This is a genomic window from Bhargavaea ginsengi (genome assembly GCF_900109165.1).
In the GTDB taxonomy this organism is placed as follows: Bacteria; Bacillota; Bacilli; order Bacillales_A; family Planococcaceae; genus Bhargavaea; species Bhargavaea ginsengi.
Genome location: NZ_FNZF01000003.1, coordinates 86,983 through 100,596, shown reverse-complemented (window position 1 = coordinate 100,596; position 13,614 = coordinate 86,983). Strand labels below are relative to the sequence as shown.

The 13,614-nt window shown below is 53.7% G+C and carries 15 protein-coding genes and 4 tRNA genes; 14 read left to right on the top strand and 5 right to left on the bottom strand.

The window, feature by feature from the left end; genetic code table 11:
* Nucleotides 1-115 precede the first annotated feature (115 nt).
* The 3 genes from BMX91_RS09155 to BMX91_RS09145 are packed head-to-tail and all read left to right on the top strand — an operon-like array spanning nucleotide 116 to nucleotide 2,663.
* Nucleotides 116-934: a MetQ/NlpA family ABC transporter substrate-binding protein gene (locus BMX91_RS09155; RefSeq protein WP_092052685.1), complete on the top strand. Its 819-nt coding sequence runs from the start codon at nucleotides 116-118 to the stop codon at nucleotides 932-934.
* Nucleotides 935-945: 11 nt separating this feature from the next.
* Nucleotides 946-1,995, top strand: coding sequence for a methionine ABC transporter ATP-binding protein (locus tag BMX91_RS09150; protein WP_092052682.1), 1,050 nt, complete (start codon nucleotides 946-948; stop codon nucleotides 1,993-1,995).
* A gap of 2 nt (nucleotides 1,996-1,997) precedes the next feature.
* Nucleotides 1,998-2,663: a methionine ABC transporter permease gene (locus BMX91_RS09145; RefSeq protein WP_092052678.1), complete on the top strand. Its 666-nt coding sequence runs from the start codon at nucleotides 1,998-2,000 to the stop codon at nucleotides 2,661-2,663.
* 170 nt (nucleotides 2,664-2,833) lie between these two features.
* On the opposite strand, the gene BMX91_RS09140 is transcribed toward BMX91_RS09145, so the two are convergent.
* A complete protein-coding gene (locus BMX91_RS09140) occupies nucleotides 2,834-3,436 on the bottom strand; it encodes an HD domain-containing protein (protein WP_092052674.1) in 603 nt (200 codons plus the stop codon).
* An 80-nt stretch (nucleotides 3,437-3,516) separates the two neighbouring features.
* Here BMX91_RS09140 and BMX91_RS09135 point away from each other — a divergent pair, with 80 nt between their 5' ends.
* The 5 genes from BMX91_RS09135 (at nucleotide 3,517) to BMX91_RS09115 (ending at nucleotide 5,065) form a co-directional block, all read left to right on the top strand.
* On the top strand, nucleotides 3,517-4,377 hold the full coding sequence (locus tag BMX91_RS09135; protein ID WP_092052671.1) for a pirin family protein: 861 nt from the start codon (nucleotides 3,517-3,519) through the stop codon (nucleotides 4,375-4,377).
* A 304-nt stretch (nucleotides 4,378-4,681) separates the two neighbouring features.
* Nucleotides 4,682-4,753, top strand: a tRNA-Glu gene (locus BMX91_RS09130).
* Between the two features lie 5 nt (nucleotides 4,754-4,758).
* Nucleotides 4,759-4,842 (top strand) — tRNA-Tyr (locus BMX91_RS09125).
* Between the two features lie 60 nt (nucleotides 4,843-4,902).
* Nucleotides 4,903-4,977 (top strand) — tRNA-Gln (locus BMX91_RS09120).
* 15 nt (nucleotides 4,978-4,992) lie between these two features.
* Nucleotides 4,993-5,065: transfer RNA gene (locus tag BMX91_RS09115), tRNA-Lys, on the top strand.
* 47 nt (nucleotides 5,066-5,112) lie between these two features.
* Here BMX91_RS09115 and BMX91_RS09110 read toward each other — a convergent pair.
* Nucleotides 5,113-5,802 (bottom strand): zinc metalloprotease, encoded by a 690-nt coding sequence (locus BMX91_RS09110; protein ID WP_245744373.1) that lies wholly within the window; start codon nucleotides 5,800-5,802, stop codon nucleotides 5,113-5,115.
* Nucleotides 5,803-5,960: 158 nt separating this feature from the next.
* Between BMX91_RS09110 and codA the strand changes: the two genes are divergently transcribed.
* Entirely contained in the window at nucleotides 5,961-7,220 is a 1,260-nt protein-coding gene (gene codA, locus BMX91_RS09105; RefSeq protein WP_092052665.1) for a cytosine deaminase, read from the top strand.
* Nucleotides 7,221-7,247: 27 nt separating this feature from the next.
* Nucleotides 7,248-7,823 (top strand): GNAT family N-acetyltransferase, encoded by a 576-nt coding sequence (locus BMX91_RS09100; protein WP_092052661.1) that lies wholly within the window; start codon nucleotides 7,248-7,250, stop codon nucleotides 7,821-7,823.
* Nucleotides 7,824-7,864: 41 nt separating this feature from the next.
* Here the strand turns inward: BMX91_RS09100 and BMX91_RS15750 are convergent, their stop codons facing one another.
* Nucleotides 7,865-8,020, bottom strand: coding sequence for a hypothetical protein (locus tag BMX91_RS15750; RefSeq protein ID WP_177168338.1), 156 nt, complete (start codon nucleotides 8,018-8,020; stop codon nucleotides 7,865-7,867).
* 101 nt (nucleotides 8,021-8,121) lie between these two features.
* On the opposite strand from BMX91_RS15750, the gene BMX91_RS09095 reads away from it, so the two are divergent.
* Nucleotides 8,122-8,829: a DNA alkylation repair protein gene (locus BMX91_RS09095; protein WP_092052658.1), complete on the top strand. Its 708-nt coding sequence runs from the start codon at nucleotides 8,122-8,124 to the stop codon at nucleotides 8,827-8,829.
* 54 nt (nucleotides 8,830-8,883) lie between these two features.
* On the opposite strand, the gene BMX91_RS09090 is transcribed toward BMX91_RS09095, so the two are convergent.
* Nucleotides 8,884-9,339, bottom strand: coding sequence for a VOC family protein (locus BMX91_RS09090; protein WP_092052654.1), 456 nt, complete (start codon nucleotides 9,337-9,339; stop codon nucleotides 8,884-8,886).
* Nucleotides 9,340-9,493: 154 nt separating this feature from the next.
* Here BMX91_RS09090 and rocF point away from each other — a divergent pair, with 154 nt between their 5' ends.
* From rocF to BMX91_RS09075, 3 genes are all read left to right on the top strand, one after another.
* Nucleotides 9,494-10,399, top strand: a complete 906-nt coding sequence (rocF, locus tag BMX91_RS09085; protein WP_092052651.1) for an arginase — start codon at nucleotides 9,494-9,496, stop codon at nucleotides 10,397-10,399.
* A gap of 218 nt (nucleotides 10,400-10,617) precedes the next feature.
* The gene (sigW, locus tag BMX91_RS09080; protein ID WP_092052647.1) at nucleotides 10,618-11,181 is read left to right on the top strand and encodes an RNA polymerase sigma factor SigW; all 564 of its coding nucleotides are present in this window, start codon (nucleotides 10,618-10,620) and stop codon (nucleotides 11,179-11,181) included.
* Between the two features lie 12 nt (nucleotides 11,182-11,193).
* Nucleotides 11,194-11,838: an anti-sigma factor family protein gene (locus tag BMX91_RS09075; RefSeq protein ID WP_092052643.1), complete on the top strand. Its 645-nt coding sequence runs from the start codon at nucleotides 11,194-11,196 to the stop codon at nucleotides 11,836-11,838.
* Between the two features lie 156 nt (nucleotides 11,839-11,994).
* Here BMX91_RS09075 and BMX91_RS09070 read toward each other — a convergent pair whose 3' ends face one another.
* Nucleotides 11,995-13,581, bottom strand: a complete 1,587-nt coding sequence (locus BMX91_RS09070) for a SulP family inorganic anion transporter (protein WP_092052639.1) — start codon at nucleotides 13,579-13,581, stop codon at nucleotides 11,995-11,997.
* Between the last annotated feature and the right edge of the window lie 33 nt (nucleotides 13,582-13,614).

Sequence of the window (13,614 nt, the reverse complement as noted above, 5' to 3'; positions counted from 1 at the left end):
AAGTAAGCTGTCCGGAAAGTGTACTGATTTTGTTGATGACCCTATTCCTGAATCAAGAGACGCGGGAACAATATTAAAAGTCCAGACTGGGCTGAATAGAAAAGAGGGCCATATCATGAGAAAAAAATGGTGGACACTTATTGCAGTTTCACTATTCCTTGCCGGTTGTTCAAGTTCAACTGCTTCCGAAGATAGTGAAGAACGGACCATAAAAATTGGCGTGACCGGCGGGCCTCCGGAGCAAATCACAGAAATAGTGAAGGAAGAAGCTGCAAAGGAAGGCATCGATTTGGAAGTGGTTAAATTTAATGACTACATCACGCCGAATCGGGCTTTAAGCAGCGGAGAGCTGGAACTGAACATGTTCCAGACCAAGCAGTTCCTGGAGAACTATATCGAGGATCGTAAGGATGCCCTCGCGATAGTCGGGACGACTTACAATAGTACGTATGGGATTTACTCCGAAAAATACGAGAGTCTTGATGAAATACCTGACGGCGCAACATTGGGCGTGATCAATGATCCCGTGAATGTCGGCCGCTCCCTCCTTCTGTATGAAGAGGTGGAATTGCTCCAGGTAGAGCAGACAGGCGGGCTCCCGAAGATGAAGGATATTAAGGAGAACCCCAAGAAATTCAAGTTCACGGAAATAGAAGGGCCACTTATGCTGCGCACACTCGGCAGCATCGATGCGGGCGTCGTGGCAAGCACACATGCGATCGATCAGGGGATCAATCCATTGGAAGAAGCGATCTATCTGGAGACCGGCATGGAATTCCCGATGGTGGTTGCGGCCAAGGAAGAGGACAAAGACGACCCTGATTATAAAAGAATTACGGAATTGTACCATTCGGATGCCGTAAAAGAGTTTATAGAAGAGAGATATGAAAACGTGATTGTTGTGACAGACGACCCTTTCCAACTGGATGAATAGGGGGAAATGCAATGATTGAACTGAAAAACATCAGCAAGACGTTTCATGATCGAAAAACAAAAGTGGATGCGTTGAAAAACATCAATATTGAGATTAATGAAGGGGAAATCTTCGGGATCATCGGATTCAGCGGAGCGGGCAAAAGCACGCTGCTCCGGATCATTAATCTTCTCGAAGAACCGACATCCGGTGAGGTGTCGATCAATGGGAGAAATTTACTGACCCTGAAGGAAAGGGAATTGCGGAATGTCAGGAAAAAGATCGGCATCATTTTTCAGCAATTTCACTTACTCTCCTCCTATAACGTATTTGATAATGTAGCTGAGATCTTGCGGATGAATGGTGTGTCGAAACAGGAGATCAATAAAAAGGTTAAAGATTTACTGTTGCTTGTTGGTCTGGAAGATAAGGCGAACCAATATCCGGCCAATCTTTCGGGCGGGCAAAAACAGCGCGTTGGGATTGCCCGGGCGTTGGCGATGGATCCGGATATCCTCCTGTGCGATGAGGCAACATCTGCTTTAGATCCGAAAACGACGGATTCCATTTTGAAATTGCTGCTGGATATTAATAAAAAGCTCGGTCTGACCATCGTTTTGATTACCCATGAGATGGATGTCATTAAAAAAGTCTGTGACCGGGTTGCCGTTATGGAAAAGGGAGAAATCGTTGAACAGGGGACTGTGCTCGATATTTTCAGCAATCCTGTTCAAGAAACGACCAATCATTTTGTAGGGAACGTTTACGAAAACATGATTACAGAGGAGATGCTGTCCGCGTTGCGGGGAGATGACCCATCCTATATTCTGCGGCTGGCATTCCGCGGGGATTCGGCTCTGGATCCCGTTTTGAGTGAGGTGGCTTCCAGCTACTCCGTCACTTCAAATATCGTCCATGGTTCCATTACGTATTTAAAGGGAACGCCGCTGGGGATTTTGTTCGTACATCTATCGGGTGATGCCGACAAATTAAAACAGGCCATTTCTTACCTCGAAGAAAAGGTATACCGTGTGGAAGTCATCAGGGAAATCAGCGGGAAGCCTAAGGAGGTATTGGTATAGCCATGTTGGATCGAATGGATGAGCTGGCTCCGTTGTTTGGCATCTCTTTATACGAGACGCTTGTCATGGTCATTGTTTCGCTGGTCATTGCGACCATCATCGGAATTCCTCTGGGGGTCCTGCTGGTCGTTACGAGGCCGAATCATTTATACCCCAACAAATGGATCTTCCAATTGTTAAACACAATCGTCAACATTATCCGGTCGCTTCCGTTTATCATCTTGATGCTTGCGATCATCCCGTTTACGGAGCTGATAGTCGGAACTTCCATCGGGATCCGGGGGGCCATTGTACCGCTCATCGTCTATATTGCCCCATACATTGCCAGACTCGTTGAAACAGCTTTCCTGGAAGTCAATTATGGAATCATCGAGGCGTATAGAGGGATGGGAGCTTCACGTTTTCAAATTGTCATCAGGATCATGCTGAGGGAAGCACGACCGGGAATCTTGCTTTGCATGACCATTGCCTTAATCGGTTTGATCGGCGCCACTGCAATGGCGGGTGTGATCGGGGCAGGCGGACTCGGTGACCTGGCACTCAGATACGGCTATCAGCAATGGGATTTGCCGGTCATGTTTGGCACCGTCATTATCCTGATCGTACTCGTGCAGATCATCCAGTCCCTGGGGAACTATTTTGCAAAGAAATTGAAGATGTCGGCCTAATTGAACCCGGACGCAGTGAGATGTGCATTCGTCACTTTCAGGACGTGAATCGTCACTTTCAAGACGCGATTCGTCACTTTCACGGGCCGATTCGTCACTTTCGAGCCGCCAATCGTCACTTTCACTAAAATAGGCATCATCCGATTCGCTTTGGATGATGCCTCTCTTAATTAGCGCTTCCCGTCCCATTCATCATGAAACTCAGCAAGGAACGCCTCCATATACCGGTGCCTTTCTTCCGCGATCCGCCTGGCTTCATCCGTGTTCATCAGATCCTTCAGCTTGAGCAGCTTTTCGTGGAAATGGGCGATGGAAGTGCCTGTGTCGCGGTCCGGGTCATGGATCGCCTGTCCCCGGTTGCCGCCGAAGGAGAATGTTCGTGCGATTCCGATGGCGCCGATCGCATCCAGCCGGTCGGCGTCCTGGACCACCATTCCCTCAATGGTCGATGGGCGCTTTGAGCCGTTCTTGCTGAAGGAGACTTCGCCGATAATCGTGCAGACAGTCTCAGCCTGGACGGTCGCAATTCCCTGTTCATCCATGAACGCCCGCGCGTTCGGCAGCCCGTTGCCGGTGCCGAACAATTTCGGGTCGTCCGCATCATGGAGCATCGCAGCGAGCCCTACCAGTTCCCGGTCGGCACGTTCCGCTTCCGCGAGCCTCATTGCCATCCGGTACACCCGGAGCGTATGGTGGACGTCGTGCCCGGTCGCGTCCTCGCCGAACAGTCCGCTGATCCGTTCCAAAGCTGCCTTATATAAAGCTGGATTCATCCGATCTCCCCCTTATGAGCAATTCTCTCCATTCTACCATCCGCAAAGGAGTAAGATGGAAACACCAGGGAGGGATTTCGATGCAACATTTCCAGCGTGATATAAAAGACCATTGGCGGGTGCGTTATCAGAACCCCGGCTTCCCGCATGTCCAGCAGGGCTGGGTGCTGCCGCCGGGGCAGGAGAAGTCGTTCGATCCGTTTATTGTCATGGCGGAAGACTGGTTCAAGCGGGGGACGTTCTCCGACCATCCGCACCGCGGTTTCCAGACGATCACCTACGTGATCGACGGCCGGCTCGAGCATATCGACAATGCCGGCGGCTATTCGGTGCTGGACGCAGGAGACGTGCAGTATATGAACGCCGGGTCCGGCGCCCGCCATGCCGAGGAGGCGTACGAGAACGATCTGATCCATACGCTGCAGCTCTGGCTGAATCTGCCGGAGCGGCTGAAGGGGTCCGATTCCTTCTATCAGAATATCCGCGTGGAAGACGCGCCGGTTGCCGAGTTGGACGGCGGCTCGATCCGGGTTTATTCCGGTGACGTCGCCGGAGTGAAAGGACCGATGGAAAGCCTCGTGCCGATCACGATGGCAGAGGTCTCACTCCATGCAGGCGCCGAGTACACGCATGTCCTGCCGGAAAATCACAACGCCTTCCTCTATGTGCTGGCGGGAGATCTGGCAGCGGGAGAATCAGGCACCGCCTTGTCCAAGACGGATATCGCCACGCTCACCTTCAATGAAGAAGGGGAGGAGTCAGTGCCAAGCGAGCTGCAAATCCGCGCCAACAGCAGAACCCGCGCGCTAATCTATTCCGGCGTCCCGCTCCGTGAGAACGTCGTCGCCCATGGCCCGTTCGTCATGAATTCCGAAGACGAGATCCGCCAGGCCTTCTTCGACTACCAGGCCGGTAAATTCGGACCGCCTGCTGTTAAATAAGGAATACGCAAAGCCCCGCCGGCGCGCGGGGTTTTGGAGTTGGAGAAAAGGGAAACGTTGCAGTAATGAGCTGAGACGTTGCGTTAATCGGTTGAGACATTGCCATAACAAGATGAGACGTTGACATACTAAGTTGAGACGTTGCCATATGAGTAAAACGTTGCGATATAGTGGAGAAGCATCGCTGAATACCGCGAAAAACGCAGACGATAAAACCGATCCAAAAATAAATATTCCGACTTCAAAAAATGGGTTGCATGGTCAGTTTTTCTTTGCTAATATAAACGTTGTCCGATTGAGACACGGCCCCTTGGTCAAGCGGTTAAGACACCGCCCTTTCACGGCGGTAACACGGGTTCGAATCCCGTAGGGGTCATATACGGAGGGGTAGCGAAGTGGCTAAACGCGGCGGACTGTAAATCCGCTCCTTCGGGTTCGGCAGTTCGAATCTGCCCCCCTCCACCACTTTTTATGTTTAAAATGCCCGTTCCCGGGTAACATTAAAAAGGCAACACTTCATAGCGTTGGGGTATAGCCAAGCGGTAAGGCAACGGACTTTGACTCCGTCATTCGTTGGTTCGAATCCAGCTACCCCAGCCATTTTTTTATTTTCATGAGCCATTAGCTCAGTTGGTAGAGCATCTGACTTTTAATCAGAGGGTCGCAGGTTCGAGCCCTGCATGGCTCATAACGGAACGCCTTCCCGGCAGCGGGAAGGCGTTTTTTCGTATTTCTTTATGAATTCTCCATCCCGCCCATCTTGCGTTCCTTTCGATCCTCTTCGTCTTCCTTGCTGTCCCGCCTGACTTCCTGACCATCATCGGCTTCATTCATTTCCTCTGTAGCTTCTTCCATCTCCTCGATCTGCTCCTCGATTTCCTCCATCTCCTCCTGATACTCCTCCTCGACCTCGGTGGTAGAGGGGATGAATGGATCGGTATTGTAGTCGACGCGCTTGCCGTAGCGGAGCATCTCATAGATGACCATGCCGTTGTTCGGCATGCCGTTGATCGTTTTCATCGGAACGACGTCGAACAGCACATAATAGAACTGATAAAACAGGAAGCGGTTCCAGAAGGTCACGTATTCCGTGATGACATCGTTCGCGATCAAGGCATTCAGGACCAATGCAGGGACCAGGTTGATCAGGATCGGCCCCGCGTAAATAAGCACGTAAACGAATTTGCCTTTGCGTTTTAGGTCATCATAGGAGAACCAGCTGTACAGGTGATAATATCTGCGAACATCGAAAATCCAAAACTTGAAGACGCGCGGCCCCGACCCGATTGTGAGGCGCGGGTTTACCACACCGAAGACCGCGCTCGTGATCACATAGCCGAGCTCGCGCAAGAAGATGACCACCGGCAGGATGATAAATGCCGAGATGACCAATGAAATCAGATCCTGAAGTCCGAACACCGGCATCCCCCCTTTCCGTCCGACGTATCTACCCCTTTTCATACCCTTAAAACATCGGTGTATGACTGCCGTTTAATGGGAAGGCTTGTCTGAAGGGGTCAGGCGGGATTACCTGTGCGAGATTGCTATAATGAATATGAGACATTTGAGAGGGGGATTCGACGTTGATTCTGAATAACGCGAAGCTGTATGGCCAGGAAGGGCTGTGGACAATCGATATTGAGGATGGACAAATCCGGTCTGTGGCTGCTGCCGGAGAAGCGAACTTGTCAGGGAAGGAAGTAAGGGATCTGGAAGGCAAGCTGGTGCTGCCACCGTATGTGGAACCGCATATCCATCTTGACTACGTATTCACGGCAGGGACGCCGCGCTGGAGCAAGTCGGGATCCGTCTTCGAGGGAATCGAGATCTGGGCAGAGCGCAAACAGCTTCTGAATGAAACAAAGGATGACCTGAAAAAGCGCGCACTCCGGGCGATCGAACTTCAGGTAAAGAACGGCATCCAACATGTCCGGACGCATGTCGATGTCAGTGACCCGACACTCAAGGGCATGGAAGCCCTGCTTGAGGTCAAGGAAGAAGTGAAGCCTTGGGTAGACCTCCAGCTCGTTGCGTTTCCTCAGGAAGGGCTGTACACGAAGCCGGACGGCGAAGAGCTTCTGATCCGCGCGATCGAGATGGGTGCGGACGTCATCGGCGGCATTCCGCATTACGAGCTCACCCGTGAAGAAGGTGTCAAGTCGGTGATCCGAGCGCTTGATCTTGCGGAGGAGTATGGAAAGCTGGTCGACATCCACTGCGACGAGATCGACGATGACCAGTCCCGCTACTTGGAAGTGCTGGCGGGCGAAGCGCTCCGCCGCGGCATGGGCGACCGGGTGACGGCAAGCCACACGACCGCGATGGCTTCCTACAGCAACGCCTATACGTACAAGCTGTTCCAGACATTGAAGCAGGCCGGTATCCATTTCGTGTCGCTGCCGAAGGCGAACCTGCATCTGCAGGGCCGTTTTGACGCCCATCCGGTCCGCCGCGGTGTGACCCGGGTCAAGGAGATGCTGGCTGAAGACATCAACGTCTGCTTCGGGCTGGATTCGATTGTGGACCCGTGGTATCCGCTTGGCAATGGCGAGCTGATGAGCGTCGTCGACGCAGGCCTGCACGCCTGCCACATGACCGACTACGCGCACATCGTGAAGGCGCTTGACCTGGTCAGCGTCAACGGGGCGAAGGCGCTTCATCTCGGCGACGAAGAATACGGTGTGAAGGAAGGCAACCCGGCCAACCTTATCGTCATCAATGCCGACTCGGAATACGAAGCGGTCCGCACGCAGGCACCGGTTCTCCTGTCGGTCCGGAACGGCGAAGTGATCACGGAGACACAGCCGGCTGTGACAGAGACAACCTTCAGGACGGAAGCATAAGCTTAATCTAAAGAGCGAGGTGGCAGCGTGAAGGTTCTCGAGTTGAATGGTGTCAGGCTCAGGCCGCTGGAGCGCGGAGATTTCGATGCGCTCTGGGAATTGTATTCACCGGATATTTTCTTTTTTATGCTGAATCAGGTCGAGACGAAAGAGCGTTTTGACCAGTGGCTTGAAACGGGAATTATCGCGATGGAGACCGGGGACAGCTGCCTGGCGTTCGCGGTGGAAAGTGCAGAGACCGGAGACGTGATGGGAACAACGAGGATCTTCGGCATCGACCCGTTCAACAAGCTGTGCGAAATCGGCTCCACGTTCTACGGCAAGGAATACCAGCGGACCCATGTGAACACAACATCGAAGTACCTGCTGCTCCGCCATTGCTTCGAGGAAATGGACATGATCCGCGTGCAGTTCAAGACCGACTCGGAAAACGGACGGTCGCAAAAAGCGCTCGGGCGGATTGGCGCGAAGCTGGAGGGCGTCATGCGGAACGAACGCATCCGCTCCAACGGCAACCCGCGCGACGTCCACCTCTACTCGATCATCGACCGTGAATGGCCGGAAGTGAAACGGCACTTGGAGCGGCTGATGGACAGGGATTGAAGAAACCGGCATACCATCCGTAAAAGGAGGCATGCCGGTTTTCATTTCCCGGTCAGATTATTTAATTTGGCTTCGATTCTGTTCAACTGCTCTTTCCGTTTTCTGCGAGAACGGCTGAACAGCACAACAGCGGCAATGATGCCTGCTGCAACTGCCAGATAAAAAGTGATGACTAAAAGGTCGCCCATGTTGGTCAATGATCCCATCTCCTTTATCATGGTATTTATAACTTAACTCACAAGTTCAATCTGGAAAAGACTTGAAGAAAATAATGCAGGCCGGAAGGGAGTCATCCAATATGGATTTTGAAACAGTGATGCAGGAGCTGGAATCCCTGGGCAAGGAACGTACGAAAAAGATATACTTGTCCAACGGAGCGCATGAGCCGCTGTTCGGCGTGGCGACCGGTGCGATGAAACCGATGTCGAAAAAGATCAAGATCAACCAGTCCCTGGCGGAGGAACTGTACGCAACGGGTAATTATGATGCCATGTACTTTGCCGGGGTCATTGCCGATCCTAAAGCCATGACGGAAGCTGATTTTGACCGCTGGATTGATGCAGCATATTTCTATATGCTGTCCGACTATGTGGTGGCCGTCACTTTGTCCGAGTCACCTCTGGCACAGGACATTGCCGACAAGTGGATTGCGAGCGGCGAGGAGCTCAAGATGTCGGCGGGCTGGAGCTGCTATTGCTGGCTGCTCGGCAGCCGTAAGGACGATGAATTCTCCGAGGACAAGCTTTCCTGGATGATGGAAGCCGTGAAAAACGAGATTCATGATGCGCCGGAACGGACAAAAGCGGCGATGAACTACTTCCTGTATACGGTAGGGATTTCTTACCGTCCGCTTAGTGAACAGGCGCTCGAAACCGCAAGAGAAGTCGGCACCGTCGAGATGAAGCGGCCCAACAAGAAAAGCAGTTTCCTGAACGCCTCCGAAAACATCCGGAAGGACCTGGACAAAGGAAGGCTCGGATTCAAGCGAAGATATGTCCGGTGCTGAGACCGAAAAAAGCCTGTATCTGGGAGGAGGCGCCTCCTCAGATACAGGCTTTTATTATGTGTTCAGCTTTTCCCACTCGCTCAGTGTCATCCGTTCCGTCAGCTTGTTCGGATTGTCCATCTTGCATATGAACTCCAGGCTGTTGCCGTCCGGGTCGTTAAAGTGGATCTTGGCATGGGCATAGTCCTCTTGTGGCATCACAAACGGTTCGTCCGGACCAAATCCGAATGCCTCCCTTGGCTCGTATCCCCTTTCTCTTAACCAGCTGACAGCACCTTTCAACCCCTCGAGCGATACCTGGAAGGCGATGTGCCGGATAGATGGGTGATAGTCCAATTCGACTTTCTCAGATTGCCATAGACCCAGCCAGCTTTTGTCTTTTTCGATCCACAGAAAGGCCAGCCCCTCTCCGTGGGTGTGTGCAATTTCCAGCCCGAGGCCGGTGTAAAACTTAAGCGAGCGTTCCAGGTCACTGACCGGCAGATGGGCTTCATACAGTCCCATGATCATGCTTGGAATTTCCCCCTTTTTCCATGGTGTACACGACCATTATAACGGAACAGACTGACTCTTCCGATGAATAATTATCCTATTCTTTGTCCGGTTGAGCCATCTGCCTCTTTCGATTCATAATAGTAGCAAGATGTGAAAAGGGGGATGCAGCATGAACAGTCAGAAAGAAATTTCCATCATCGGAGTTCCGGCGGATTTCGGACAGAGCCGGCGCGGGGTAGACATGGGGCCGAGCGCAATCCGCTACGCGGGTGTCGTGGAGCGGATCGAGGCGTTGGGGCATATCGTAATGGATGAAGGGGATATTCCGGTCGACATGGATGCGCCGCGCGAAGTGTCGGGCACGAACCTGAAGAACCTGAAGGCAGTCACCGAAGGGAACCGGAAACTAGCCGAAAAGGTGTCTGAGACGGTCCGCGGCGGACGTTTCCCGCTGGTCCTAGGCGGCGATCACAGCATCGCGATCGGGACGTTGGCCGGACTGAACGAGCACTACAGCAACCTCGGGGTCATCTGGTATGACGCTCACACCGACCTGAATACAGCAGAGACGTCACCATCCGGGAACATCCACGGCATGCCGCTGGCCGTCGCGATGGGACTCGGCCACGGGGACCTGACCTCGATCGGCAGCGGGCCGAAGGTGAAGCCGGAAAATATCGTCGTCATCGGCGCGCGCTCCATCGATCCGGGAGAGCGTGAACTGGTAAAGGAAAAGGGCATCCGTGTGTATACGATGCATGAGATCGACCGGGACGGCATGACAGCAATCATGCAGGATGCCATCCGCTATCTGGAAGATCGAGGTGTCGACGGCGTGCACCTGTCGCTTGACCTGGACGGGCTGGATCCGCTTTACACTCCTGGTGTCGGCACTCCGGTGCAGGGCGGCCTCAGCTACCGGGAAAGCCACCTGGCGATGGAAATGCTCCACTCGGTCGGACGCATCACTTCAGCTGAATTTGTAGAAGTGAATCCGATCCTCGATGAGCGCAATAAAACAGCAGACGTCGCCGTCGGCCTGATGGGCTCATTGTTCGGCGAAACCTTGATTTAAAGGCGTTTTGAGCCGGTTCCCGACCAAGGGGACCGGTTTTGTACTTTTTCAAGATTTTTAGATTTTCCTTTGATACAATGAAGTCAATAAGTGGGATTACAGTGTACGGTAAGACATGGGTGTTCTGAATTCAAACTTTTTCACAGAAAAAGTGAAACCCTTTGAAGCGCCCGTCCGTATACCAATTAGCCGCATGAAGCGGGGGGAAATCGAGAACAATGGAAGACATCGTCAAAAAAAGAATTAAACAAGTCCTGAAGGGGGACCAGTCGGCTTTCGAAGAAATCGTTTCCCTCTATCAGAACCGGCTTTACCAAGTATGCTATCGGATGCTGGGCAATCGGCATGAAGCCGAGGATATCGCGCAGGAGGCGTTCATCAGGGCGTACATCAACCTGCACACGTTCGACCAGAAGCGGAAGTTCTCTACATGGCTGTACCGCATCGCGACCAACCTCTGCATCGACCGGATCCGCAAGAAAAAACCGGATACGTTCCTTGACGCACCGGTGCCGGGGACCGACGGGCTGGATCATTACTCCAGCCTCGCCCATGATGCGCCGCTGCCGGAAGAGGAAGTCGAGAAGATGGAACAGCAGGAGCGGGTCCAGTATGAGATCAGCCGCCTGCCGGACAAATACCGGTCGGCGATTGTCCTGCGCTACATCGAGGAACTTCCGCTCCAGGAGATCAGCGAAATCCTTGAGCTGCCGCTGGGCACAGTGAAGACACGCATACATAGGGGCCGAGAAGCCCTTAGGAAACAAATGAAGAAGTTGTAGGAGGGAACCGGGATGAAACCGTGTCCGGAAGAAATTGTCCAGTACATGCATGATTATCTGGACGGGGAAATCACCCGCCGGGACGAGCAGATTCTGAAAGAGCATCTCGAGAAATGTCCGGACTGCCAGGAACATATGGACCAGCTTAGCCGTTCGGTCGCATTTCTGAGCAGCGCATCGCACATCGAGGCACCTGAAGGATTTAGCAGCCGCATTATGGCCTCGCTGCCGAAGGAGCGCCAGAGTGCAGGCCTGCGCCGCTGGTTCGGCCGTCATCCGATGCTTGCCGCAGTGGCTATGTTCATGCTCCTTGCCGGGATTACCCTGTTCTCGAATTTTAATACATCCGACGGGCAGCTCGCTGTGTCCACCCAGCCGAACCTCGTCATCGAGGGGAATAAAGTCATCGTCCCCGAAGGCGAAAAAGTTGAAGGTGACCTTTTTGTGAGAAACGGTGAACTGCATATTGAAGGGGAGGTCGAAGGTGACGTCACCGTCATCAACGGCTCCAAATATATGGCCTCCACGGCCGTCGTATCCGGCCGGATCGAAGAAATCGACCGGGCCTTCGAATGGCTCTGGTACACGATCAAGTCCGGCATCAAAGATGGCCTGTCCGTCTTTGAAGGCCCGGATGCCGGTGATGAGGAAGAGTAAGGCAAGCGCGCTGTAGGGCGCGCTCTGTGACTGCAGGCTTTGCCTGCAGTTTTTCATTGCACCGATCAGGGGAAGTGACGAAAGACCAGACACCACGTCCAGAGTCCGACACACACCTAAAAAATCCGCCGCCCCATTCCGGGTCGGCGGATTTCTTCATTTCACCATATTCTCCGCACCGATCTTTTCATAAAGACCGCTTTTTCTCAGGAGGATTTTCTTCTCGTCCGGGATGCCCTGGAGAAGGAGGCGCACTCCCTGGCGTTCGGCGAGGTCATGTGCAAAGGAGAGGGCTGCGACGCCGCCCGCATCCAGCGCGGAGAGCCCGTGGAGCCGCAGCATCAGGACGTCGGAGCGGGTTTCCAGCAGTTTCTCGATTTCTTGTTCGAACACCTGGGCCGTACCGAAGAAGAGCGGGCCTTCCACTCTGGCCGTTCGTAACGACGATTCCTTCGGGATGCCGCTGTAGATATAGTCATCCGGCGTTGCCTCTGCCGGCCGGACTTTCAGCTTGCCGCTCATCTTTTTGAGAAAGACGAGAACGGCGAGGAGGAAGCCGACCTGGACGCCGACGGTCAGGTTGACGAAGACGGTCAGAAGGAACGTCACCCACAACACAGCCGAGTCGCCGGTCTTCAGGTGGGAAATCTTAATGAACGAACGCAGGCCGCTCATGTTCCAGGCGACGAGCATGAGGATCGGCGCCATGCTGGCGAGCGGCACATGCGAGGCGAACGGCGCAAACAGCAGCAGGACAAGCAGGACAAATACGCTCTGGACGACACCGGACAGCGGGCTGACGGCTCCCGCCCGGATGTTGGTTGCGGTGCGGGCGATGGCGCCGGTCGCCGGGATCCCGCCAAAAAGCGGGGCGGCCATGTTCGCAATTCCCTGTCCGAACAGTTCGCGGTTGGATGCAGACTTTTTGCCTCCGGCCATGTTATCGGCGACGACTGCGGACAGCAGCGACTCGATCGCACCGAGCGCCGCGATGATCAGGGCCGGCTGCCAGAGTTCGAGGATTTTGCTCCCGGTGATTTCGGGAAGGCGGAACTCCGGCAGTTGCTGCGGAATACCGCCATAGGCCGTCCCGATTGTCGGGAGGTGTCCGGGATAGAAGAGCACCGACACGAGAGTCGGAATCAGAAGGGCGGCCAGAAAAAGAGGGACGCGCGGTGCGATACGGGGCAGGATGATGATGACCGCGAGCCCGATTGCCGCGGTCAGAAACGCATACCCGTTAAATGTGCCGATATTGCGCAGGAGTTCCCACATGTTCTCGTGGAAAAATTCCTTTCTCTCCACGCCCTCGAGGCCGAAAAAGTTGCCGATCTGGCCGGTAAAGATCGTGACGGCGATTCCCGCGGTGAATCCGATAGTCACCGCCCGCGGGACAAAGTGGATCAGGTCCCCGATTTTCAGAAATGACATGATGACGAGGAATATCCCCGCCATGAAGCCGGCTACAAGCAGGTCCGAGTAGCCGTACTCCAGGACGATGGCGAGCAGGATCGGGATAAATGCGCCTGTCGGTCCTGCGATCTGGAAGCGGGAACCGCCGAGAAGCGCCACAAGAAGACCGGCGATCACTGTCGTATAGATACCGTATTCCGGCTTTACTCCGGAAGCGATCGCAAACGCCATGCCGAGCGGAATGGCTACGATACCGACGGTGATGCCGGCGAGAATGTCCTTCCTGGCTGTTTGGCCATTCAGCGACTCGAAACGGCCCAAGTTCCTCATGATGATTCACACTCCGTTATATGATTTGAAGCG

Excerpts from the sequence above, each read along its gene's own strand:
- BMX91_RS09155 (WP_092052685.1), top strand. The coding sequence starts at position 116 with ATGAGAAAAAAATGGTGGACACTTATTGCAGTTTCACTATTCCTTGCC.
- BMX91_RS09150 (WP_092052682.1), top strand. The coding sequence starts at position 946 with ATGATTGAACTGAAAAACATCAGCAAGACGTTTCATGATCGAAAAACA.
- BMX91_RS09145 (WP_092052678.1), top strand. The coding sequence starts at position 1,998 with ATGTTGGATCGAATGGATGAGCTGGCTCCGTTGTTTGGCATCTCTTTA.
- BMX91_RS09140 (WP_092052674.1), bottom strand. The coding sequence starts at position 3,436 with ATGAATCCAGCTTTATATAAGGCAGCTTTGGAACGGATCAGCGGACTG.
- BMX91_RS09135 (WP_092052671.1), top strand. The coding sequence starts at position 3,517 with ATGCAACATTTCCAGCGTGATATAAAAGACCATTGGCGGGTGCGTTAT.
- BMX91_RS09110 (WP_245744373.1), bottom strand. The coding sequence starts at position 5,802 with ATGCCGGTGTTCGGACTTCAGGATCTGATTTCATTGGTCATCTCGGCA.
- BMX91_RS09095 (WP_092052658.1), top strand. The coding sequence starts at position 8,122 with ATGGATTTTGAAACAGTGATGCAGGAGCTGGAATCCCTGGGCAAGGAA.
- BMX91_RS09090 (WP_092052654.1), bottom strand. The coding sequence starts at position 9,339 with ATGATCATGGGACTGTATGAAGCCCATCTGCCGGTCAGTGACCTGGAA.
- rocF (WP_092052651.1), top strand. The coding sequence starts at position 9,494 with ATGAACAGTCAGAAAGAAATTTCCATCATCGGAGTTCCGGCGGATTTC.
- sigW (WP_092052647.1), top strand. The coding sequence starts at position 10,618 with ATGGAAGACATCGTCAAAAAAAGAATTAAACAAGTCCTGAAGGGGGAC.
- BMX91_RS09075 (WP_092052643.1), top strand. The coding sequence starts at position 11,194 with ATGAAACCGTGTCCGGAAGAAATTGTCCAGTACATGCATGATTATCTG.
- BMX91_RS09070 (WP_092052639.1), bottom strand. The coding sequence starts at position 13,581 with ATGAGGAACTTGGGCCGTTTCGAGTCGCTGAATGGCCAAACAGCCAGG.